The following is a 25757-nucleotide window of genomic DNA, read 5'->3' as shown; positions in this document are numbered from 1 at the left end:
TTATCTGCTTCAGGAAATGTCATCCTAATCTTTTTGATGTTGAACCTTACCATTTTGGTACAGGAACTTATCTACGGCAAAATGCTTTCCTCCAGCAAGTTGACGAAAGTGGTTTTTAAGTCAATGCGTCTGAAGGAGATATATCTACCACTTCTAAGCCCTTCAGTTGGTCGCCTTGTTGCAACTTCTCTAGGACCTCTTGACCAGAAACCACATAGCCAAAGACGGCATAACGACCATCTAGAAGATTTAATCCTGCTGGAGTTAAATCTGGCTCAAATAAGTGAAAGAAAAACTGAGACGACCCCTGATTGGGTTCTCCAGGCGGATGGCCCATGGCAACGGTACCGTAAGCCGAAAAGGGCAGAACGGGTTCAGACACGGATAACCCTAACTCCTCTAAGGTGAAGCCATAGACTGGCTCAGAGTCTCCTTTGACCAGCACTTCCAAGGGAATAGACCGATAATCACCTGTATCAGGATCAACAAAACCAGCATCTGGTCCATCTGGATCACCCGTCTGTACCACATAGGCTTCATCTGCTCGGGTAAACGTTTGATTATCGTAGAATCCCCGCTGCACTAAATCAAGAAAATTGCCTGCAGTAATGGGAGCACTGTAACCATCTACCATGATAGTGATGGGTCCCTTGCTAGTATCCATGGCAACAACTGAACGCCCTTTGAGCTGCGGGAGGGCTTGGTAGTCGTCTGGAATTTCTATCGGAAATTGTTTGATCATAGAAGCAGCCAGCAGATCGACGGTGTTCCAGACTTGAGTGCGTTTAGCTGCAAATTCTGCTTCGTTTTTCTGGTCGGCTAGCACCTTTAAGTCTGCCAAACCAGAATTAATTTGTTCAATGCGGTCCGAGGCTTGAGATCGATAGGGGGCAGGAGCCGTAGCAAGAAGATCTGATTCTGCTCTTTTAAACGTTTGTACTGCTTTAGATACTTGGTTCTCCACCTCAGACCATTGTTTAGCTCGCATCTGTGTTGATGGATCATCTAATTGGGGTGGCATCTCTTCCAGAGATTGCTGAACAGTTTCAAAGGCAGGATTATCTGTAGGGAGTGCAAGTCGCAGCAATGTTCTGGGGTTAGTCACCGCATCACCTGTGGGCAAAGCAGCCCAGCAAAAAGTCAACTGACTGGGGAGCCAGCCTAGAGATAATAAGCTCCAGCTCAGCACAGCACTCACAGTTAAAAAAGCAAATCTGTGGGTCAGTTTCCTCCAGATTTTTGGGATCAGAACTGTCATAGCTACCTCCTTTCACACTCGACTTCCTACATTGCACTGTTACCTTTAGGCATACTTACAGGTAATGCAAGAACGCTAGAGAGATAACCTTAGAAGTCACCAACTTTAATATGCTCTGAGAGGAGTTTCTTTAACTCCGCTATGTTTTCTTGTTCTTGTTGCTTAACCTTTATCCAAAAGGACTTTACTGATTCATGCTCTTCAGCGTTAGCAATATATTGGTCGTATCGCCATAAGGCATCTAGTCTACGACTCAGGTCATGAACTAAGTCATGGTCGTGGTCTTTGACACCTTTTGATTCTCCTAGATGTTGTACTTCTTTTTGATAAGTTTCTAAGCTCATTTTTTATTCCTCCCGATATCAACAAAATTGATTTAAATCAACAAAATAGCTAATCAAAATCTCTCACCATTGATAGGTTTTATACTCCAAGAAAATAGAAACAATCTCATTAGCCTTGAATAGTGCCACTCAAAGGTTAGGTATAGCTTGTGAGGAAATTATGAGCAGTAATTCTCTGTGACGGAAAATCTGTATTACCAAACTTGCTCTAAACTACTGTGTGTAAATAATGCATAACTGTTGTCCGGTTCTAAGAATGTCTTCGTAGTAGCAGGCAAATATTACACTAAATCATCAAAAGCTTTAGACCTTTGGAATTGGCTTAAAACAATGCACAGCAAGCCTTTGATAGTCGAAATAGAATTTTAATTCTGATTTTTGGTCAAAAATCTGGAATTAAAATCATCGATCTAATAGAGTGATCTTCAAGTTCATACTCTGTGGTGCAATTTATTTTGTGTTTGGCTCAACATTCCGACTTGCCAGCTGCGCATCTGAGTTAGCGGAAAACCTGTTAATCAGCGTGGTGCTCCTGCAGCCAGTTCACTAGATCAGCAGATTCCGTAAAGTCGAGTAGTGCCTCGCCCAGAGTTTCGAGTTGATCGAGGGAGAGGGATTGGATCTGCGATCTCAACTCTGGGGAAACGTCACCGATACGGCGATTGAGTAGACGAAGGATGAGCGATTGTTCACCTTCAAGCTTGCCTTCTTGCCTTCCTTCCTGGCGGCCTTCTTCACGGCCTTCTTCACGGCCTTCTTCACGGCCTTCCTGAAGGAATTCTTCTTTCCACTCTTGATAGATGACTGACTGTTGCATGATTTCCTTTCGCAGAACTTGATTAATGAAGTCCCTCTCCAATGTTAACCCAGCCAGAATCCCGGTTGAAGCGGCCACATTACTCTGAACTCGCATTTCTGGAACGGCGTCAATGCGTTCAGCCACCTGACGTAAAGTTTGGGCTTGATCTGGAGTATTGGTTAAAACAGCTAAGGGAAGCAGACCAGTCGATTCCAGGAAAAGTTGAGTCGGCTGTTCCCAAAGGCGAATCACATCGAACTCATGACGTGTCCCCGGAATCTCAAAGGCTGTCTGGTAAACATAATCTGAGTTTGAGGGTGTCAAATAGACCACCACTTGCTTCATTTGCTTCTGGGGGAAGCGACGGTAGACCCGTAGACGGTAATCAGCCATCCTGTATGGCATATTTGAATCTGGCTCGGTCTGGAACTCTACATGTAAAATGTATTCCTCAGAAGCTAGAAGAATTAACGCATCGGCCCGGATCGGTTCGAGGGATAGTTCAGATGGGCTGAGTTCTGTGAGCGGAATAGGTTCACCAATCAACCAGGACGCAAAATCACTGGAAAAGCTTTCTGCAAGGAACTTACAGGTAGAATCAAACATGCAGCGATTATATCAGCCCCCTTCTATATGAAGACCCACATTTGTTTAACAGGGTATGGCTTCTAAAATCTCCCTAGTCATGACGGTCTATAACCGACAGCGGTTTGTCGCCGCTGCTATCGAGAGTGCGCTTGCTCAAACCTACTCGGACTTCGAGCTACTGGTTTGGGACGATGGATCAACAGATCAGTCCTTAGAGATTGCCCAGACTTACAGTCAGGCAGATCCACGAGTGAAAGTATTCGCTGGTCGCCATCAAGGGCGTACCCGTTCATTGCAAGCTGCTCATGCCGCCACCCAAGGAACGTATGTTGGTTGGCTTGATAGCGATGATTTACTTGCTCCTACTGCCCTTGAGCGGACCGCCCATGAATTGGATACTCATCCTGATGTGGGGATGGTGTATACCAACTACCAAGTCATTGATGAAAATGGGACCGTGACGGGTCCCGGCAGCCGTTGCCAGATTCCTTTTAGCAAAGATCAGTTGCTGTTGGATTTTATGACCTTTCATTTCCGTCTGATTCGTCATTCAGCCTTTGTCCAAGCGGGTGGCATTGATTCTGATTTTCCAGCTGCCATTGACTATGATTTGTGCTTGCGGTTGTCGGAAGTGACGCAAATTCAGCACTTAGAGCAATCGCTATACTTCTATCGCTCCCACCCCCAGAGTATGTCTGGCCTAGATCAGCTGCAGCAAGTTTACTTTAGCCGAGAAGCCATTTCTAGAGCACTGAATCGACGGGGATTAGCTGATAAATTTCAGATAGAAGTACAGGTAAAAAGTCAATTTTTCTTAAGAAAAAGATTACAATCAACGGAAAGAAAATCAAAATAGTCGGTTCATTCCATCTATTTTATTTTTTTTATTGCGGATGTTAATTTCCGCTGTTATGTTGGGAACGATTAATTAGTCAATCGAGAAAAACAGCTCTATCTGTTGATTTTTTAGCATTTATACGTTCGTTGTGGTAATTGACACTGGCCGGCTTGCCCAATCGTTGAGGGCACCTTGACCAGAGATGCGGGGGCATCAGACAACGGCGTCACCATCGGCTCATGGTCTTCCATGCTGGCCTACAGATTAATTCAGTCTTCACAGCATTAGATCTGTGCAGAGCGCGCTGCTCACCCATAGATCCATGTTGGTGGAGTGGATCTGTTTGCCTAAGTGGTGTTCACACCTATTAATCTACACAAAACCTACGGTCTATACCCAAATGCAACAAACACTCGAAGTTCAAGAACTCGCGCTCGTCCTCGCCGTTAAGCGCCAAGATCCGACACTTCTGAATCCAGAATTCCTGCATTACAGTGGCATTATTCCCGAAGCCTGGGAACTCGCCGGGCAGCCTGTTCGCCAACCCCAAGGAGCACAGGTCAGCTTCCAAAATGGCATCAATATTATTGCCTATCCGAATCAAACAACCTTCGTTGAGCCCCTGCAAGATAAGGCTGAAGGAGAAGTCCAGATTGCTTCTGTTGCCCAACGCTATACCGAAATCCTTCGCAATATGGACTACCAAGCGGTGGGTATTAACTTTCGCGGTCTAATCACCTTTCCTGGTAGCAAAGAAGGAGCCCATGAGTATTTGTTCAACACGCTCTTAGCACCCGGTCCTTGGCAACAGCAAGGGATTGCTCCCGTCCGAGCAGGACTGAATCTGATGTATACCTTTGAAGACAACCGCCTCAATTTAGGAATCCAAGAAGCAGCCCTGCAGCTCCCTGAAGCAGAGCAGGTGCCCATCTTGATGTTCACGGGTAACTTTGAAGCGGATCTGAGAACCATAGACCCTGCAGAGCGACTTGCAAAAGTACAGCACCTAGTGGGGAACTGGCCGAGTAATTTAGAGACCTATCGGACTGTCGTTCAGTCATTCCTCGCTTCCAAAGTCGAAACGACAGCAGACATTCCCATAGCAGAACCCACAGAACAGATCCCCGCAATCGTCTAAGATTCCGCTCTTTTAATTTCACCCTAACCTTCATCATCCCAGGCTCAAACAGCACTGGGATGAAGTTGGGGCGCGTTTGTAATGATTTATTGAATGGTAAGGCAGGACAATGAGTAACGGTCAATCCTCTTCAGGTGGCATCGGTGGTGGGTTAGTTCCTGAAGACGGTTTCTTAGGTGGGTCTCTTCTAGAAGAAGCAGATCTGCTAGGAGCACTACCGGGCCTAACGGATATCATCGGAGCAGGGGGGAGTCAAGCCCCCAGTGGCTCGGGATTCCCTAACCCCTCTCTACTCGGGTTGCAAAGTCCAAGCCCTCTTCAACCTCCTGCCTTTCCCATCATCCCCAGTTCAGGGGGAGCTGGATCTTCATCTGGGTCGAACGGGAGTCCACCCGCTCAATTCAATTCCCTCCTCAGTGATGCCTTAACAGGGGCGACCCAGGGAAGTCTGGTGGGCAACCCAGGAGTAGGGAATTTTCCCCTATCCTCCACGTCTGCCCCAGGGGCGAGCAATGCGACGGCTCCCGGTTTAGGCTTTACGGTCAAAGCTGAAGGGACCGTCACCATCAATAGCAATAGTGACTTCGATGGAGACCCTTTAGATCTCAGTGATGATGCTTTAATCTATGCCGGAGATGGCTTTACGATTAATGGCAATCCCATTCTGCCGGTCCAACTCGATGAGTTTGGACAGCCTGTCCTCGATAACAGTGGTCGCCCTCTCTTAGTGGATAACGCCGTTGCCGTTTCGGCGGGCTACTCCATTTTCAACGCGAACAACAATTCCTATGGGAATCTGGTCCCGCCTCAGATCGTAGAGGAGCAGATCGTCGAAGTCCCTGATTTTAACACCCTTAAAACTGACACCCTGGCGGCTCAAATCCCAGATGGGACTGTCCCTATCAGCTTCAACCCCTATCAAAATCCCCTCAATAACGCCACAGACTGGGCCAATCATTTCCCACCAGGGGGGACCGCTGACCAGCCTACAGTGGTCAAAGTCACGGGTTGGGGATTGAATGTTCCAGGGGGTGTGACCATTGAGAACACCATTATTGAGTTAACGAACGGCTATCTCAATTTCAATGGCAATGGCCATCAGCTCAACAATGTCACCTTCGTCACCCACAATGGCGGCATGAATTTGGGCAATATTCAGGGGACCGATGTCACCTTGCTCTCCTCCCAAGGCATCAATATGAATGGAGGGGCACGATTAGGGGGCCAATCCCTGATCGCTACGGGTGACAATCAAAGCATTCAATTCAATGGGGCAACCGAAACCACAGACCCCACGGATTTCCTCACGGTCATTTCCCAACGAGACATAACCTTTAATAGCTCTGCCAATACCCGGGGAAGCTTTCTCAGTCGGGGTAACTTCAGCATCAATAGCACTTCCACAATCTATGGATCGATTGAAGCCAAGGGCAATGTAGTTTTTAATGCCAGGGCTACGGTCATTGGCATTGCACCGACGGGTCCGAGCAACACCGCACCGACAGACCTTGCCCTCAGCAACACCACCCTCTCGGAGAATGGGGCAGCCAATAGTGTGGTGGGGCAGTTCACAACGACAGATCCTGATGCAGGGGATACCTTCACCTATACCCTCGTTCCGGGGACGGGGGATGCCGATAATGCGGCCTTTAGCATTGTTAATGATCAGCTTCAGATCAATGCTTCTCCTGACTTTGAGACTCAAGATAGTTACGCCATTCGCGTCCAAAGCACCGATCAAGGGGGCTTGAGTGTTGAGAAGGTGTTCACGGTTAACATCACGGATGTTAATGAACAGCCCACCCAGATTACCCTGTCTCAATCGGCGGTGGAGGAGAATTCAGCAACGGGAACAGTGGTGGGTCAACTCTCCAGTCTTGATCCAGACCAGGGGGATAGCCATACCTATGAACTAGTTGATGATGCGGGTGGTCGCTTCCAAATCGTGGGAGACCAGCTCCAAGTGGCGGATGGTACCCTTATTGATTTTGAAACCGCCACTGAGTATAGCCTCACCCTTCGCAGTACCGATGCTGGGGGACTAAGCACGACTCAAGGATTGACGATTCAGGTCCTGGATGTTGATGATGACCTGCAGATCACTGCAGCCTTATTGCAAGATACAGGCGCGATTAATACCGATGGTATTACGGCAGACGGGACTATTCAGGGCACTATTAATTACCCCGATAATGTGGCCAGTCTAAAAGCAGGTTTGGATAATACCCTGCCCATTGACTATGAGGATATTACTTCGCTTCTCCAAGCGGATGGCAGCTTCACCTTAGATGAAGCCCAGCTCAGCTCAATCTTAGGGGTTCCTTTAACGGATGGAGACCATATCCTCTACCTGCAGGCTGTGGATGCTCAGGGCAATAGCACGGATATTGTTGAGTTGGCCTTTACCCTCGACCGCACTCGTCCCACGGTAGATTTGCTGACGCCTTTAGTGGCTGGAGAGCATAGTCCAACGGCCCGACTTTTGGGTGACGCCCAGGATTCCGTGGCTGGAGTAGACCAGATTCGGTATGACCTCAATGGGCAGGGGTTTGTCGATATCACTGCTGATAGCACGGGAGCCTTTGACGCCTTGTTAGCCCAAACTGGGTTGGCAGCCGGTGCTCATCAGTTGACGGTTGAGGTCACGGATATTGCAGGCAATGTGACTCAGACCCAATTGGACTTTCAGGTCAATACAGACTTACTGGTGGGTCCAACGGCCAGTCAGGGTTGGGTGGCAAGAAGCGGTGATGCCGTCGTGTTAGGCGAGCAAAATAGCTTTGTTTCTGAGGCGAGCTTAGCAGTTGAGTTGGGGCAAGACACAGGGTCTCGCACCTTGTCCTTTGATTTGAATGCATTCTTTGATGGGACTGATGCAGAGTCCTTACCGGATCAGGTGTTGGTCTATCTTGTCGATGCCAATGACCCCAGCCAGACCTTATTAGATCAGGGGGTAGACGGTACCCCTGTGTTTGCCTTAGGCGAACAGGGGGCTGAGTTCCAGGCAGGACTCGTGCGCTTTAATGGCAGCACGGTGGAGATTGATGTCACCTCAGTGACGACCCCACAAGGACTATTAGTCTTCCAGCTGATCAATGGAGATAGTGATACAGGCAGTGTGATTCAAGTCTCCAACCTGACGAATGAGGTGGATGAATCTGGGGTCGCCAGTCCGGTTTTCCCCATGCGTCGAGATGTGGCTCAGCCAGGAGCCACGTTGGACTTGGGCGGCTTAACAGCAAGTACTGATCTCGATGTTGTACTGTCCAAGGTGAGCTTGGATACGGACACGGGTCGTTATGTCGCGGATCTACAGATTGAGAATACCGGGGCTGCCATTGGTCGCCAGGTCGCAGTGGTCTTTGATTCTCTTCCAGACGGCGTCACGCTTCTCAATGCCTCAGGAGCCGATAGTAATGGTAATCCCTATATCAATCTGAATTTAGCGATTCGTCCGGGTGGGTTACTGGAAGGGGGAATCTCAGATGCCGTGCAAGTGGTATTTGATAATCCCAATCTGCTGAATTTGGATCTGCAGCCCCAGGTGCTGGTGGGGGGTGTGAATCAGGCTCCGGTGTTGGAGGCCATTACGGTGCCTCAACTGATGCCGGGGGAGGTCCTGAAGCTACCGTTACAGGCTACGGATCCAGACGGAGATCCCATTACCTATTCGTTGCGCTCTGAGGGTGCGTTACCCATAGGAATTTTGCGAGGAGATGGCACGTTGGAGTTCCGCCCTTCTCCAGATCAGATTGGTACCTATACCTTTACCATTGTGGCCAGTGATGGGGCGTTAGAAACCACTCAAGAGGTGACCCTAGAGGTGGTGGCAGATCCCATCACTACGACTCGCATTTCTGGGGTGATCGCCAATGTGGATCAGCAGCCTTTGGCTGGGGTGAGGGTGGAAATTGCTGGGGTGGAAGGAACCACGGCAGCCGATGGCTCGTTCACGTTGGAGTTTGTGGGTGATTTGCCAGGGGATACCTTAAAGATTTATCCCGACGATATCAATACGGCCACAGAGGTCTATCCGTTTATCGCTGAGAAGCTGCCCTTGGTCTTGGGCCATGACCCCTATGGTGGGGTCAACAATGTGATTGATCGGCCAATATATCTGCCTGTCCTGGATATTGCTAATGGCCAGGTAATTGATCCGACCCAGGATACAACGGTGACAACGGCGACGATTCCGGGAGCAGCGGTGACGGTGGCTGCAGGGAGCTTGCTGGATCAGCAGGGTAATCCTTTTGATGGGGTGCTCAGTATTACGGAAGTACCGACAGAGTTCACACCTGCGGCCTTACCCCCTAACCTATATCCAGATTTAGTGGTGACGATTCAGCCAGGTGACATGGTATTTGATACCCCAGCTCCGCTGTCTTTACCCAATTTAGCTGGGTATGCACCTGGAGAGTTAATGGACTTGTGGTCGATTAATCCTGAAACAGGGGATTTTGACAAAGTGGGAGTCGGCCAAGTCAGTGCGGATGGCACTGTGATTGAGACTATTGAAGGTGGAATTCGCAATAGCAGTTGGCACTTTTTTGCACGCTTTGTTGACGCATTAGATAACTTTTTCAATAATCCGCGGAATAAAGATGAAAACTGTAAATGTAAAAGTATAGGAGTAGATGTAAATTCAGAAGTAGAACTACACTCAGGAGCCTTAACGGAAACACATAATCTTGTTTCCTATCAATCCCTTGGCCAAACTAGAGGATTGACCTTGACCTATGATTCATTGCGCGCAGATCCACGTCCCATCGTCAATTTTGGTTATAACGACATCAGACCATCAGGGATCACCAATGCTCCCGAACGACTGAAATTAGTGGCAAAGCTGACTGTTAGTCAAGGAGATTTTGAATACCAGCTTCCCGGATATCAAGGGAGTGAATATGGTTTACGAGGTGGTGAGCATATTTGGTCATTACCTTCAACGCGAGGTGATGTTGATGCAGCTTTACAACTCGATTTCCGTTCATTCTCATCTGGTCTGTATGATTATTCCCTCCAAACTGGACTCCGTATATTTGTAAGGGATCAATTTTCAGGCACTTCAAATACTTATGAAGGCCAAATTCTACATGTCAATTCCGTGGGCAGTGTCTTTGGAAATGGTTGGGGGATTTCTGGCCTGCAAGAGTTAGTTGAGAACTCCGATGGGTCTGTACTGCTAATTGATGGTAACGGCAACGAAATGCTGTTTAATGGACCAGCCACTACTGGTGGGACTTATGATTCACCTGGTGATGATTTTTCCACTTTAGAAAAACTTGCTGATGGCACCTTCCGGCGCACCTTGAAGGATCAGACGGTATACAGCTTCAATACGGAAAATCAACTGGTGTCTGTCCGAGATCGCAATGGTAATGAGACCCGTTACCTCTACGACATTGAGGGGCGAATTACTAAAATCATCGACCCTGTTGGACTAGAAACGGCTTTTACATATACCAACAATCACGTCAGCACAATTACTGACCCTGCGGGCAAACAGACACTTCTCGAACATGATGAAGCAGGGAATCTCATACGGATTACAGATCCTGATGGTCAATCTCGAACATGGGGTTATGATGCTGAACATCATATGACTTCAGAGATTGATAAGCGAGGATTTCAAGAACAATCTTTCTATAATTTTGCCGGTCGAGTCACGGGTGGGATACGCAAAGATGGCACCACTGTTCAAGTCGATCCCATCCAAATGCAAGGGTTATATCGAGCTGAACAAACGATAGATCCTCTAGCACCACCTCAAACATTTGTCTTAGGTCGAGCAGATGCTGCTTTTGCAGATGGCAACGGTAATGTTACGACGAGGCAATTAAATCAGGTAGGACAATCCGTAGAATCTTTTGATGGTGAGGGTAGCATTGCTTCGTTCGAGCGAAACGCTCTGAATTTGATTACACAACATACAGATGGTAGGAACTTTAGCAATCAGTACACTTATGATGATCAAGGTAACATCCTTACCATTCAGGATACTTTTGCTACAGGAACAACAGAACCACCCCAGCTCCCCCCACCGGATAGCACACTCTTCTTAAATCCACTGTATAAATTAGGCTCTCGTGCTCAAGATTATGTCACAGGCGACTTTAATGATGACGGTTTTCTAGATATAGCCAGTGCGAATAATCAAGACAATACCGCATCAGTTTTATTTGGGGATGGTTTGGGTCATTTCAGGGGACCGTTAACTTTAGATGTTGGTTCACGCCCAGAGAAAATTTTCGCCCATGATATTAACCAAGATAATCGTCTGGATTTAATAACGTTTAATGCTTCTGGGCTGTCATTGCTGTTGAACACTGGCAACGAAGGTTTCTCAACTGCTACCTCCATTAATCCCTTAAACCAAGATGGTACGGTTGAGTCAGTTTCCATCAATGATATCAATGGAGATGGAGAATTAGATCTCATCTTCTCTGCTGTCGTTGCAACAGGGGGTGGATACGGTGGGGAAGTCGCTGCATTTGCAGCTAGGACTGCTTTTGCACCCATAAGTGCCCTATCTTCTAGTTCGTCGACCCATCAATTAATCACCTTCATAGGTCAAGGTGATGGTTCTTTTACATCTCGGACTGAATATGAACTCACAGATGATGTGGATTCATTATTGGTCATGGATGTTGATGGTAATGGGTCAGCTGATATTGTGACGGCCAATCCCAACAACTCAAGTGTCTCTGTTCTACTTAACAACGGGAATGGGACTTACAACTCTCCTTCTTCCTACAGTTTGACCCTACCTCCTTATGAGCTTCTACAAAAAGATCTCAATAATGATGGATATGTTGATCTTGTAGCATTTAACACGAATGGTGCTGAAGAACGGGTGGCAACACTCATTAATAACGGTGATGGGACTTTTGCCGCAGCTGCTTATTACTCAGGTAGTGGTTTAGTAGGGGCAGCCAACCTAGCTGATCTCAATAACGATGGCTTTGAAGACTTAATTACAGCTACTCGAGACACCAACAGGGTTGAAGTTGCATTCAACCAAGGAGATGGTACTTTCAGGGCTCCATCAAGCTATGTTTTTGAGGGGGCTATTAATTCACTCACTATTGGAGACGTTAATGGCGATAATAATTTAGATCTGCTCGCATACAGTTTTATAGGCTCAGACCAATTTGGTTCGGCTATCAATCAGCTCACCGTTTTTCTCAATGATTCTAATGGAGAATTGCTCTCTGCGGTGAGTTATGACGATGTCCCGTTCAGACCTTTTGAGCTACAAGATCTAAATCAAGATGGATCCGTAGATATCCTTGGCACCAGCCTGCTTCGGGGTGGTGAGATGCAGGTGGCTTTTGGCAATGGGGATGGATCTTTTCAAGTTAGACCCAAGCCTAATCTACCTAGGGCCAATGAACCCACTGGTCCAGTCGCATCTGCTAACTCAATCGCAGTCGGTCAATTAGATAATGATGGGATCCCTGATCTTGTCTACACTAATTATCGCTTCAACCGGATAACGGTGGAAGGAATAGGGTCATTAAATACTGGCAACGGCCCATCCGCTATTGCGCTAGGAGATATTAATGGTGATGGGCTTGATGATATTGCCGTCGCCAATGCTTTTGATAACAATGTTTCAGTCTTTCTAAACAATGGAGGAGCCTTCAATTCTCCAGCAGTTCAATATAATGTGGGAATTCTTCCTAATGATCTTGCTTTAGGTGATATTAACCGTGATGGCCATTTAGATTTATTGGTAGTCAACAGTAGAGATCACAATATATCTGTTTTGGAAAACAGAGGCGATGGCACGTTTGCTGATGCAGTTAATTATGCAACTGAATTTAGTCCATTTTCTTTAGAACTAGGCGACCTGAACCGAGATGGTAATCAAGATATTGTCGTTCTCCATCGTGCGGGTGGGTTTTCTGTACTAGAGAATCAGGGTGATGGATCATTCCAGTCCACCCTCTATGGTGCGAATGGAAATAGTTCAGTGAATTATGCCAGTAGTGGCCCTGCCTTTGCATTGGGAGATGTGAATGGCGATCTGTATCTGGATATTGTAAAGACTACTTCGAATAGCGTTGATATTTGGATCAATCAGGCAGATGGAACGTTTACTGAAGGAGTTAGAGATCTCCAGGTGGGTAGAAATCCACAGGCGGTTTCCCTTGGAGATTTTAATCAAGATGGCTTCTTAGATATTGTCACAGTTAATTCGACTGATGCCAGTGCCACAGTACTCCTGGGGGATGGTCAAGGAGACTTCTTCTCTCAGCAACGGCAAGATTTTGCCATTGGCGGCTATGCAGGGTCTTTGGTCGTTGCTGACCTGGATCTAGATGGGGATCTGGACTTTGCTACCCAATATTTTGATAAAAATCCTGGCACCAACCGAATTTACTCAAGTTCAAACCCACGCGGATTCTTCAGTAGTGCGGGTACTGCTAAGCTATACGTTGCTGAGAACAGTCCTGATAATTTGTCAGTGACTGAAGGAGGTCAAACCCAACCTTCAAACCTTGGGAAAGGCGATTTTCAGAGGTTTACCTACGATCCAGTTTTTAATCAACTCACAAGTGTATCGGACGAATTAGGAGAGCAAACGTTTTATCAAATCGACCCGCTGACAGGTAATCGTCTTGCAGAAAGACGAGTCGTGGGTCTGGCAGGAGGTGATGACGATATCGTCACTCGCTATACCTATACCGTTAATGGTCAGATAGATACGATTACCGATCCCTTGGGTCGAATCACGGATTTTGATTACAACAACTTGGGGCTTAATACGCGAATAACAGTAGCTCAAGGCACAGTAGATGAAGCGGTGATCCAGTTCGAATATGATGCTGCGGGGAACCAGACAGCCATTGTTGATGAGAATGGTAACCGCACTGAGCTAGTCTATGATGTTCTCAATCGGCTCACGCGAGTAATAGAAGCAGATCCTGATGGTGCTGGCCCCTTAGAATCTCCTATTACGAACTTAAGCTATGACGAAACTGGCAATCTAATTGCCATGACAGATCCTCGGGGTAACACCACACAATCTGTCTACGATGAGCGTGATCGATTGGTTCAAGTTACGGATGCTCTCAACGGTCAAACAACGTATGAGTATGATGCTGCAGGGAATTTAATTACCCTCACGGATGAATTAGATCACACCACCCGCTATCTATATGACAGCCGGAATCGGCAGATTGGGATAATCAACCCTGAAGGGGGTGAAACGCAATATGAGTATGATGCCAGCAACAACGCTACAGCTCATATTGATGCCCTAGGTAATCGGACTCAGTATGAATATGATGCTCGAAATCGTCTGGTCAAGGTTATTGACGCTCTGGGTCAAAGCTCGACCCATAGTTATGATGCTGCTGATAATTTATTAGCGACCATTGATGAAAATGGTAATCAAACTTCTTTTCAATACGATGACTTATATCGTTTAGTACAAATTAATGATGCTATTGGGGGTGTTTCTAGTTTCACATATGACAAGGCCAGTAATATTACGACTGCTGTTGATGAATTGGGACGGACAACCCAATTTGACTATGACAATCGTGACAGGCGGACTCAGGTTATGGATCCCCTCAGTGGAGTAATGTCTTATGCCTATGATGGCGTAGGGAATCTCCTGTCCATGACGGATGAATTGGGTCGGTCGACGGCCTATCAATATGATGCGCTCTATCGCCAAACGAGTATCTCAGATCCCCTCAATTTCACGACCCGATTTGGTTATGACGCAATTGGTAATCTTATTAACGTCACAGATGCGTTGGGCCGCATCACCCAGTATGAATACGATGCCCTTAACCGAGAGACAACTCGCATCAATGCGTTAGGCGATACACATTCCTATACCTATGATGCGGCGGATAATGTGGTTGCGATTACCGATGAGTTGGGCCGAACCACCTCCTTTACCTATGACGACCGAGATTGGTTAGCTCAAGTGACTGATCCGCTGAATGGAGTCATGTCTTACTCCTATGATGGGGTTGGCAATATCACGTCGATGACGGATGAGTTGGGTCGAACAACCCGCTACGAGTATGATGATCTCTATCGCCAAATCGGTATCACGGACCCCCTCAACCAGACCAGCAGGTTTAGTTATGACGCCGTTGGTAACCTTCTATCTGCCACGGATGAGCTAAATCGGACCACAACGTATGAGTATGATGCGCTTTATCGACAAACTAGCGTCTCTGACCCCCTTAACCACACCACGACTTTTGGGTATGATGCCGTCGATAATCTGGTCAGTGTAACGGATGCGTTGGGCCGCATCACTCGGTATGAATATGATGACCTTGATCGGGAAACGACTCGTTTCAATGCATTAGGAGATACCCATTCCTATACCTATGATGCGGTTGACAATGTCATTGCTGTAACGGATGAGTTAGGTCGTGTCACGACCTTTGCTTACGACGACCGTGATTTGCGTACTAGTGTGACAGATGCTTTAGGTCATACCACCACCACTGAATATGACGGGGTGAGAAATGTTACCGCAATCATTGATGCGCTAGGCCATACCACCCGCTATGGCTATGATGCACTCGACCGACAAACGAGTGAAACCGATGCTATTGGTCAAGTCACGACGTATGCTTATGACCTAGTGGGGAATCTCCTTCAAATTACGGACCCAGAGAACAATTCGACCTCTTATACCTACGATGCCTTAGACCGACGAATTACGGATACCAATGAGCTGGGAGATACGCGTCGCTATGCCTTTGATGCCGTTGATAACTTAATTGGGATGACGGATCGGAATGGTCGGCAGTTGGAATATACCTATGATGATCTGGATCGGCAGACAGAGGAAATCTGGCTGGATGCAGCCGGCAATCCAATTCGGACCTTCAGCTACATCTATGATGCTGCGGACCAGCTAACGGCAATAAGTGATCTTGATTCAGCCTATACCTATACCTATGACTTAGCGGGTCGCTTGATTACGGTTGATAATGCTGGCACACCGGGTGTTCCCAATGTCTTGCTGACCTATACCTATGATGCCGTTAACAATATGTTGACGGTGACGGACACCATTGAGGGTCAAGTGTCTGGCTTGGAGGAATATACCTATGATGCGTTAGACCGGGTGATACGACTGACCCAGAGCGGAAATGGTGTCACGGAGAAACGGGTTGACTTTGCCTATGATGTGGCTAGCCAAATGACGGGGTCTACTCGCTATGCTGACCTGGCTGGCACTCAACTGGTGGCTCAAAGTGATTACACCTTCGACTTGGCAGGCCGATTAACGAATCTGACTCATTCTCGGGACTCGGTGGTGATTGCAGATTATCGCTGGGACTATGATGCCGCGAATCGGATTATTCGCTTTACCTCACCAGATGGTACCAGTGACTATAACTATGATGACCGTAACCAGAATACGGGGTCTGACCATAGCTATCAGGATGATGAAGCCTATAGCTATGACAACAATGGCAATCGAACTAACGCTGGTTATGAGACGGGCGGTAATAATCGACTGTTGAGTGATGGCACTTATACCTATACCTATGATGGGGAAGGCAATCGGATTACCCGAACGGAGATTACTACGGGTGAAGTCACAGAATACACCTGGGATTATCGTAATCGTTTGACGGGAGTAGTGACGAAGGATAGTGCAGGTAATGTTATCCAGGATGTGGAATATGGCTATGACGTTTATGATCGTCGGATAGAGAAGACAGTAGATCCAGACGGGGATGGTCCTGAATCAGAGCAGACGGAACGCTTTGTTTACGATGGTGACCATATTGCCCTGGTATTTGATGAGAATGGCGAGCAGACACATCGCTATCTGCATGGTCCTCAAATTGACCAGGTATTGGCTGAAGAAATTGCCAATGGCGAGGTGCGTTGGGCATTAGCGGATAATCAAGGGACTATCCGGGATGTGATTGATAATGACGGGAATGTTCTCAATCATGTTACCTATGACAGCTTTGGTCAAATAACGAGTGAGACAAATCCTGAAACTGACTTCCGGTTTGGCTATACGGGGCGGGAGTTTGATGAAGAAACAGGAAAGTACTTTTACCGGGCTCGTTACTATGATGCGAGGGTAGGAAAGTTTATCAGTGAAGATCCGATTGGGTTTAGTGCTGGGGATGTAAATCTGAGTCGATATGTGTTCAATAGTCCTGTCAATTTTACTGACCCCAGTGGCAATGCGGCTTTTATAGCTATTCCTTTAGGTATTAAGCTTGGTGAAGTGATCTTAGCGGGCACAATAATTGGATTGTCAAGAATAGCTGCTGATCGAGAGCTTTCTCAAGATATTGCAGAAGATATATCTGATAGGATTAGTGGCTTCATAACACAACCGAAACCAGCAGAACCGACTACTACTCCAGATGTAGAAGCTAAACCTCAGACACAAGAGCCAAGTCAGAATGGACGCCCGGAACCGGAAAATAATGGTAATGATCCCGAGCCATCTGGACCAGAAAGAAATATTTTATATGACATAGGCCGACGAATATTAGATGCGCTTGCGTGGAAAACTGCTATTGAGTCCTGGCAAGACTTCTTAGATCCTAATCCAGATGAGTGTGATGAAGGGTGTGTACCCAAAGTGCCTGGTAGAAAACACCATCTCGGTGGTTCACACTCTACAGTTTCCACTAGCAATCAAGGTGGCCAAGCTCACCACACACCTTCTTGGGCTGCCATTGAAAAGAATGGGCTAGAACTTAGTTATGGCAGAGCCCCAACCATTTGCTTGACAGTGGCCGACCATCAACAAACAGCTAGCCACAATTTAGCAACGGATATCGAAGAAGCAGCGGATCCCATAGAATACCGAGAAAAGCAAGCAGAGCTGATTAAACAAGGTAAGTTTAAAGAAGCACAAAACATGGATATTCGAAATATTAGGAGGCTTTTCGGAGATAGGTATGAGGAAGGAATCAGGCAAATGGAGATCTACACAGAGAAACTTATGAGAGAAGAACCTGATTTGTTTCGGCCAAGGTAAATCTTAGAGTGAAAAAGATGGATTTTCTTATTAAACCATATGAGAGTGTTGGCCCAGTTAAGCTAGGAATGACTCCTAAACAAGTCCACAAAGCTTTGAACTGTTTACCTAAAACATTTGTAAATCCTGACTCTGATGAAATTAGAGATTATTTTGGGAATCTTGGTCTCCATATAGTCTATAGAGCTCCCAGTCACCGTTGTGATCGCATACTTCTTTTTTTGCCAGCAAATCCTATTTTTCTAAATCGTAGTCTACTTAAGCGGCTATCTTTTGAGAAGTTAAATGAATGGATCAAGTCTATGGATGAATCAGCTATCATGACTGGATTTGAATGTGTATCATATAAATTTGGGTTTGTTCTAATCACTCCAAGTTTTAAGTTATTTAAACATAAGCGTCCTAAAGAGGTTATTGTTTTTAAAGAAGGACTTTATGATTATCTTAAAAACTAGCTATTAATGTATTTATTGAAATTAATTGAAGAAGATGGAAGATATTATTATCGGTATTCCTGGGAGATGGTCTACCCAAGCAGAGATCATTTCATCGGTTAATGAAAGCCAATATCTACTTTGTAGCTCAAACCAAGTTAAAGACTTACGGCAAAATCAAAACTACCACTTTGAAGTATACGATTATGATCCTCAATTAAGTAAGGCATTTTCTTTAGCAGGTCGCCAGTCACTAAATAAACAAGATTTGGAGGCTATAGATTCTCATACCTATACCGTATACATAACTGCTCCTGGTGGCTCCATAGAATCAGCGTACAGGGCAATGGAAGTCTCGGGCAAGCTGCTCACCTGTGGAGGATTAGCTATAAAAGTTGAGTCCTCTGGTATTGCGCACTGTTTTCAAGATTGGTTAACACTCACAATGCAACAGGATATATTCTCTATTTATAAAGCCTATGTTACTCTCATTGGTAATGATGGCACTTATTACTCCTGTGGAATGCATAATCTGGGTTGTCGCGATGCTATTCTCAAGGACAATATTAGTCCCAATGAAGCTGCTCAATTGTTAGAAATATTTCTACTCTATTTGTTGAATGAAAATCCTTTTATAAAAGATGGTGATAAGTTCAGTACATCTCCAGAATCAAAAGTTTATAAAGTTCTACACCAAGATTGTGACTTATATTCCCCAGATAATTACTTCCACAATTCATTTGGGATGTGGGAGCTTGCACCCGAGTGGAATCCGTCAGAAGTGGTTAGCCAAATCCCTGAGAATAGTGATTAGTACCCCCAATTTTCCTCGTCTTTGTTGTTAAGCAGCCTGGAATAATTCTTGGAGTTCATTGACTCCTTTGATGAATTTCTTTCTTCGATCAGATAGTGACACGAATTCTGCCATTCGAGTGCGAGGTCTCAAAAAGTTACTCACTTCATCCACCGCTTTGCAAAATCGTTGAGCTGCATTAAATTCACCAAATCTTAAGGTTGGATGATCAGGGCAATCGCACATAGTTCTTCATGAAGAAGGTATTCCCTTGGCAGCAACGCTGAGGATCTTGACCAGGTAGTCATCATCCCAACCTGCCTTGAGCCGTTTGGCCTTAACCCCACATTTCGCAGTTGACTCTTGCTGCAGCAAATTAGCAGCAATATGACGAATGACAGATAGGTTTTGAGCACTGTATCCCTGACAAGCCCGCAGCTTATCTTCCAACTCATTTCGGGTTTTTATCCAGTTGACCTGACAAATCGGATTTTTAACCTAACATGAACAACAAAGAGAGAAGAAACAGGCAATTGCATCGCCTCACTTTGAGAATTAACCCCATAGTTCCGTTTTCTAAGCATGACGAACTGGATCTCAGTTGCAGAGACCTCTAGAATTTATAGATTTCAAGTTGAAACTAACCTTGGCAAAAATGACGGAGATTGATCATCGTGTATGCCAAGCTTTTCAAGGCATAGTGCAGTTTGCTGATCCGCTCGAATCGCAGTAGCAAGCGCTTGAATTTATCCTCCCAGGCAAAGACTCGCTCAATAGTATTGAATCTCTCTTGAAAGATGGATGAGTCGAACAGTCTTTTAGGACCTGGCTTTGGCGTCTTTCTCCCCCGAAGATTTTCATTGATATTTGGCACCATCCTTCGATTGAAAATGGTCTTGCGATTCTCACGACTATCGTACACGCCATCCAAGCTGACGACAGTCCCAATCAAGTCTATGCCTACTGTTCGGGCCGTACTCATCACTTGCGTCAGTGCCGTTTTGAATAGAGGTGACTCGTTCCGGTTACCTGGGGCAGTCACAAATGGAGAGATGATATTGCAGTTGCGATCACAGAAGGCTACCACCTTGTCTCCCTTCATATGTTTGTGGCCATTGAATCCCAGATTGTCGCCGCCTTTCTTGGCTGCAGTGGTTGTCCCATCTCCATGAATAACGCTAGTGTCTAACTTTCCTTTTTCATTAAGCATTGAGACTGACGCCTTGAAAATGTCTTCAAAACACCCATGGGTTTCAAAGCGTCGAAAGGCTCTATAAATACTGGAGTGGTGAATTTCCGGTCGCCCATTTTTGTCCTTTTCAATGGGTAGTTCACTCCACTGACATCCCAAGTGCAGCAACTTCAAAATGTAGTTGAAGATGGCATGCAAAGAGAGCTTGGGTTGAGGTCCCCGAGTGCCGATGTGCAAATGGGGTAAGACAAATGTCTCAAACTGCTCAAGGGTTAAGAATGTTGGAATCCATTTATGGGACTTAGTTTGAGGCATCTGCACTCCTAACGAACGGTAAACTAAATGACTGGCGTCATTTTAGTCTGTAACGCTGGAAGACTATGCAGGGAACGGGTTTTAGGTGATCTGAGCTATGGAATAAAACCCGAAATGAGTTGCCTAGAAGAAGAAGAAACTCTGATACAACTCAGTGGACAGCCTGAGCTATCCGATGCCATTACGCTAACACAGAGCTTTTTGTTCTTAGTCCGAAAGCGGTTACCCCAGCACTTGGACAACTGGCTGGATCTTGCAAAGAACAGCGTATTCAAGCCATTTCAGACTTTTGCGAAAGGGTTAAGTGATGACTATGAGGCAGTCAAGGCTGGGCTGACATTAGAGGTGAGCAACGGGCCAGTGGAGGGATTTAACAACAAACTGAAAATGATTAAGCGCCAAATGTACGGGAGGGCTGGCCTCGACCTTTTGAATAAACGCCTGGTGCTGGCAAGCTGAAATAATTACTAGTTATGGCTTTGAGTACATTTACTACAGCATCACCAAAAGAGGACAAGACCCAAATAGCGATGTACTGTACAACAGCAGCACTTGAATTAGAGGACATGTTCGATGTGTTGCAGGTTATTGAGCTGCGGCCAGGGGAAACCATTGAGCGGATCGAGGAGATGGTTGGAGTGTGGTTGGATCGGGAGCGGGTGAGTAGGGTTTGGGGGTAGAAAATCCTTAAAGTGCGGTAAATATTTCTATTTGGATTTCTACCGTAAGAAATTTTTCCGTGAGTTTAGGATTAAATGTATGTGATTCGGTTGCAGATGAGGGACAGTTGATGAAGCGTACTCATTCTTATAAGCCAGAAAAATCTAAGTCACAACCGATACCTCAACCAATATCATCAGATCAGGCTCAATCAGCAACACCAGTTCCTCCCCCCCTTCAAGCCAAAACAAATGAAGAGGGTTTGGCTGAATGGAAAGCTCAACAGGAGAAGTGGGAAAGGTTTGGAACGCCCTGGAAAGATAAGGTTCCTAATCCATCCGGAGAATTGGTACAACCTTGGATTCAGCGAAAGCTGACACTTGGAGAACCGGGAGATAAGTATGAACAGGAAGCGGATCGGGTTGCTTCTCAGGTAGTACATCAAATTAATGCCCCTTCTTTATCTCAATTCAATCAAGGGCAATCCGTGCAGCAAGAGAAAGAACTGGAAGGGGAGATGCAAGCGAAAAGTCTTCGTGCTGCTATCCAGCGTCGTCAAGCAATGACAGATGAGGAAGCATCAGCAGATTTAGAGTCTGCTATCAGTAGCGCGAGGGGTGGTGGTCAGCCATTGGATGCAGGATTGCAACAGCCAATGGGTCAGGCGATGGGGGCAGATTTTAGTGGGGTAAGGGTGCATACGGATGTCCAATCAGACCAGTTAAATCAATCGATTCAGGCAAGGGCGTTTACGACGGGACAAGATGTGTTTTTTCGGCAAGGAGAATATCAGCCTACCCAGCCCGTAGGCCAAGAGCTGATTGCCCATGAATTAACTCACGTTGTGCAGCAACAAAAACAACAGGTGCAGCGTAACCTGATTCCCTTGACACAACAAGTATCCGATGCAGAAGAGGCCGTTGTCCAGCGTCAAGTTGTCCTGGCTAGGGACAAACCTTCGGGCGACTTTGTAGAGCTAACGTCAATCAATTACGCAGTGAAGAGAGCAGGACGTCCTGTTGGAGTCCTTAAAGACGCTGATTTCAGCAAAATGGGTGAGGGAGAAACGCTCTATATTGTGGCCCATGGCGCACCTGGGGAGAGCGGGGACTATACAGCCGATGAGATTGTGAACAAGCTGTTCAGTGGTTCGAAGGCATTACAAAATAAAATTAAAGGGGTCTACTTTACCTCCTGCTATGCAGGCAAGGGTGAAACCGATGACATGACTAATTCAGTGGTTGCAAAAATCAAGACCGCCTTTGATGGCAAGGGGTGGTCGGGGGTTACAGTGAGTGGTGCTCGAGGTCCGTCTATCAAGTCTGATGAGGTTGGGGATGAGTTCGCTGTTGTGGATCCAAATCAAAAAGGCATTGCCGGAGATGTACAAAAGTTATTAGAGAAGATATATGAACCTCGACAGAAGACAAAAGAAGCTATTGAAAAAGCTGAATCCGAAGCATCAACCCCACTCACTTTGGAAGAAAAGGCTGCGATCGCCAGTCGGGAAACGGGTAAGTTCTACAAACAATTTATTGCTTCTCTCAAGGACCCCGTAAAGGTTTCAAAAAGCTTAAAAGAACTGCTCTTAAATAACACAATAGACAAGGATAAAATCCCCCATGTTAATCAGCTGATCGAAATTTTAGAAAAAGGCCCTGACTTACTTTTGGAACCACCCATGCTGAAACTGGTGAGTCAAAAGAAATTCTGCTTCATTACCACTGCATGCGTTGAGGCTAGAGGCTTATCGGATGACTGCTACGAACTACAGATGTTGAGAGATTTCCGTGACACTTATATGCGAACCATTGTTAATGGAGATGCAATGATTGAGCGCTATTACGACATCGCACCCAAGATTGTTGCGAGTATAAAGGAAAAACCCAATGCATCGGATATTTTGGGAGGACTTTATAAGAGAGTGGTTGAGTCTGTGAAATTTATCGAGGCGAAACAATACCAGAAAGCCCTACAAAACTACATCATCGTGGTTCGAGAACTGGAGGAAGAGTATCTTTAAGATCATTTTTTACGGAGCAAGAAATTGAGGATAGCTGCTACCCGATTTTGGAGTCGAGGCTTGTAATCCTTTGGAAATTTTAGGACTCACGATTGATAGAGGAAAAAACTTTGGCTAAAGTTTCGTCAGAACAAAAGGATGTCGAGCTACAGAATTTTATAGGTCGGCATATAGACGATCCAGAGTTGCAAGTGTTTATTCGTCAGATTGAAGAGGAACCTGAAGCCTTCAACCTAACCTTAGAAGGACCGGATAAAGAAGTTATTAGATTAGTGGAGTTGGGATTGCAAATTTCTCTGGATCGAAAAAAAAAGATTAACACCATTTTTGTTTTTGCTGATGGAGTCCAGGGCTATATGGAGTATCCATACACATTACCCAACGGATTGTCTTTCAAGAAGAGCAGGGATGAAGCAATCTCACTTTTGGGGCAGCCGACGAAAATGGGGGGACCAGTTGAGGGAGCGCTTGATAGAGAGATTTTCTATTGGGATCGGTGGGATAGCGAAGCATTTTCGTTGCATCTGCGCTATCCGAAAGATAAAAAAAGTATCTTGATGCTGACACTGATTCGACCTGATCGCTTACCTGATGAAGAGAGATGAGTAAGGTTTGGGTCGAAGAGATGATTTTTCGGTTAGTGCAATTGTGTTAGTGCAACATTTCAAAGAAGAGGCAGGGAGGGGATTGAGGAGATGATCGGAGTGTTCCTGGATCGAGAGGGGGTGGCTCGGTCTTGGGGGTGATTAGGCAAATCTAAGTCATGACATGCATGAACTATTCTTGCTTGCTAGCTGTCAAAGCATAAGCACGGAATCGATCCAGATCAGCTTGGATTGTAGATTCTACGATGCGACCTAAAAGTAGATTATCCATAATTTTGCCTAAAATACCTGGGATTGCATAAGCCACAGTAAGCTTAATAGTGCTATTTGGTCCCCGCTTATAGAATCGGATTGCCCCACGGTTGGGGAGGCCATCAACTGACTCAAATTGAATGATTTGATTGGTCACCAGTCGAGTAATACGCAATAACCAACTAAATTCAAATCCGCCAGAGGCCAAGCTCATTCGGGAAAGATCTGGATTTTCTTCTAATACTTTTACAGAGGAAATCCATTTCATCCAGTTAGGCATCTGCTCTAGGTCAGACCAGAGTTTCCACACCAAATCAATATTCGCTTCAACATCAACTTGGACAGTGTGTTCAAGCCAATCAGTCATATAAGAAGGTATGAAATATAAAAGTCGAATATTCTGGCATTATCACAAGAGCAAGAGGGTAAGGATATTCATCCTAACGTACTAAGCTCGACTTTTTGCAGGATGAGCTATCTTACCCAGAATCAGCAGAGGAACTAGATCAGAGGAATTTCACAAAACAGCTTAATAGCAAATTCGTTCTCACGCACAGGCTGTCGAATAATCAAATCCAAGTACAGTTAATTCATGACCTGGGGGTATTTGATTTAGTGGATACCTACAACGTCACCAGCGCTGATTATGCAGCCTACAACAAAGCGTTGGAAAAGGGGCGTCAGGTGCAGCGTCAACGACAGTCCTTGAGATTGGAGGTCAAGGAATTAGCTGGGCAGATCAGGGAAATTGTTCAGGAGCAGAAGGTCATCCAAGCCAAGTTGACGGCATTGAGAAGAAAGGCCCATCCCAGGAAGGTAACGCTGAAGGGGGAGCTGGAGCAGTTGGAGCAGCAAAAGCAGGCTCTCAAGGACCAGAAGCAAGGTTTATTGAATGCCATTGAGCAGCAGTCTCAGGCGTTTACTCAGGCCCGCTATGAGCAGGTGGAGGCTCGGATGCGGATGGAAATCATGGTGATGACGGAGGATGATCAGCGACTGGAGGATATCAAGGTGAAGGCGTTGGAATATCGCTATCAGATCTATCGTCACTTTCGGAATGTCATCAGTGAGGATCAGAGTGCAGTTGCCATCGTCAATAAGCTCATTAAACGTGTCGCTCATGAGCTGGTGAAGGTGGGCAGTGAGGAATCCGTGTGTTTGTATGTGATTCGCTACTCAGGCAATGAAGCATACAAAGACCAGATGATGAAGGCGTTTCAGGCGAAATGGAATCAGAGACTGGAGAAAAATAGACCAAGTTGTGAAATCTGTAAGAAAGACAGTGATCTAATTACAGAAACTGAAAAGCGATCTGAAATCGATGGATTTGGTCAGGAAAATGATCAGGAAATCGGGTCTTTGGAGGGGAGTAATGATGGGATTGAGGGGGGATCTGAGGTGATTTTGGGTGGGAATGATGGAATTTGCTATTAATTATGGTGCTATTTAGCTATCTTTCTCTATTTATAGGTTAGTTGATTTTTAAGACATGGGTATCATTCATCTTATTGGCGATGA

General features: G+C 45.9%; 14 protein-coding genes and 2 pseudogenes. 10 read left to right on the top strand and 6 right to left on the bottom strand.

What is annotated here, in order from left to right:
- Window positions 1-115: 115 nt before the first annotated feature.
- From ON05_RS35365 to ON05_RS35355, 3 genes are all read right to left on the bottom strand, one after another.
- On the bottom strand, window positions 116-1258 hold the full coding sequence (locus ON05_RS35365; RefSeq protein ID WP_010470577.1) for a peptidylprolyl isomerase: 1143 nt from the start codon (window positions 1256-1258) through the stop codon (window positions 116-118).
- 89 nt (window positions 1259-1347) lie between these two features.
- A complete protein-coding gene (locus ON05_RS35360; protein WP_010470575.1) occupies window positions 1348-1602 on the bottom strand; it encodes a hypothetical protein in 255 nt (84 codons plus the stop codon).
- A gap of 514 nt (window positions 1603-2116) precedes the next feature.
- Complete coding sequence (locus ON05_RS35355) at window positions 2117-3007, bottom strand: Rpn family recombination-promoting nuclease/putative transposase (protein WP_010470573.1); 891 nt, start codon at window positions 3005-3007, stop codon at window positions 2117-2119.
- Between the two features lie 55 nt (window positions 3008-3062).
- On the opposite strand from ON05_RS35355, the gene ON05_RS35350 reads away from it, so the two are divergent.
- The 5 genes from ON05_RS35350 (at window position 3063) to ON05_RS35330 (ending at window position 19213) form a co-directional block, all read left to right on the top strand.
- A complete protein-coding gene (locus tag ON05_RS35350) occupies window positions 3063-3845 on the top strand; it encodes a glycosyltransferase (protein WP_010470571.1) in 783 nt (260 codons plus the stop codon).
- 382 nt (window positions 3846-4227) lie between these two features.
- Window positions 4228-4965, top strand: coding sequence for a hypothetical protein (locus tag ON05_RS35345; RefSeq protein ID WP_029315046.1), 738 nt, complete (start codon window positions 4228-4230; stop codon window positions 4963-4965).
- A 109-nt stretch (window positions 4966-5074) separates the two neighbouring features.
- Window positions 5075-17965, top strand: coding sequence for an FG-GAP-like repeat-containing protein (locus ON05_RS35340; protein WP_010470567.1), 12891 nt, complete (start codon window positions 5075-5077; stop codon window positions 17963-17965).
- A gap of 17 nt (window positions 17966-17982) precedes the next feature.
- Window positions 17983-18420, top strand: a complete 438-nt coding sequence (locus ON05_RS35335) for a hypothetical protein (protein ID WP_039779242.1) — start codon at window positions 17983-17985, stop codon at window positions 18418-18420.
- A 34-nt stretch (window positions 18421-18454) separates the two neighbouring features.
- Window positions 18455-19213 (top strand): DUF4261 domain-containing protein, encoded by a 759-nt coding sequence (locus tag ON05_RS35330; protein ID WP_010470563.1) that lies wholly within the window; start codon window positions 18455-18457, stop codon window positions 19211-19213.
- Between the two features lie 231 nt (window positions 19214-19444).
- On the opposite strand, the pseudogene ON05_RS35320 reads toward ON05_RS35330, so the two are convergent.
- Window positions 19445-19642, bottom strand: a pseudogene (locus tag ON05_RS35320) (ISAs1 family transposase); the annotation flags it as partial.
- A gap of 190 nt (window positions 19643-19832) precedes the next feature.
- A complete protein-coding gene (locus tag ON05_RS35315) occupies window positions 19833-20699 on the bottom strand; it encodes a transposase (protein ID WP_010470557.1) in 867 nt (288 codons plus the stop codon).
- 126 nt (window positions 20700-20825) lie between these two features.
- Here ON05_RS35315 and ON05_RS35310 point away from each other — a divergent pair.
- The 4 genes and pseudogenes from ON05_RS35310 to ON05_RS35295 all read left to right on the top strand — a co-directional run.
- Window positions 20826-21158, top strand: a pseudogene (locus tag ON05_RS35310) (transposase); the annotation flags it as partial.
- Between the two features lie 71 nt (window positions 21159-21229).
- Window positions 21230-21379, top strand: a complete 150-nt coding sequence (locus ON05_RS35305) for a hypothetical protein (RefSeq protein ID WP_262562713.1) — start codon at window positions 21230-21232, stop codon at window positions 21377-21379.
- Between the two features lie 110 nt (window positions 21380-21489).
- The gene (locus ON05_RS35300) at window positions 21490-23382 is read left to right on the top strand and encodes a DUF4157 domain-containing protein (RefSeq protein WP_236618869.1); all 1893 of its coding nucleotides are present in this window, start codon (window positions 21490-21492) and stop codon (window positions 23380-23382) included.
- 92 nt (window positions 23383-23474) lie between these two features.
- Window positions 23475-23987 (top strand): hypothetical protein, encoded by a 513-nt coding sequence (locus tag ON05_RS35295; RefSeq protein WP_010470551.1) that lies wholly within the window; start codon window positions 23475-23477, stop codon window positions 23985-23987.
- A gap of 172 nt (window positions 23988-24159) precedes the next feature.
- Here the strand turns inward: ON05_RS35295 and ON05_RS35290 are convergent, their stop codons facing one another.
- Window positions 24160-24606, bottom strand: a complete 447-nt coding sequence (locus tag ON05_RS35290; protein ID WP_010470549.1) for an SRPBCC family protein — start codon at window positions 24604-24606, stop codon at window positions 24160-24162.
- A 248-nt stretch (window positions 24607-24854) separates the two neighbouring features.
- Between ON05_RS35290 and ON05_RS35285 the strand changes: the two genes are divergently transcribed.
- On the top strand, window positions 24855-25673 hold the full coding sequence (locus tag ON05_RS35285) for a hypothetical protein (protein WP_262562708.1): 819 nt from the start codon (window positions 24855-24857) through the stop codon (window positions 25671-25673).
- Window positions 25674-25757: the final 84 nt, after the last annotated feature.

Origin of the sequence: Acaryochloris sp. CCMEE 5410 (assembly GCF_000238775.2) — a bacterium.
Lineage (GTDB): Bacteria > Cyanobacteriota > Cyanobacteriia > Thermosynechococcales > Thermosynechococcaceae > Acaryochloris.
The sequence above is the reverse complement of the archived record's forward strand: the minus strand, read 5'-3'. Positions and strand labels throughout refer to the sequence as shown.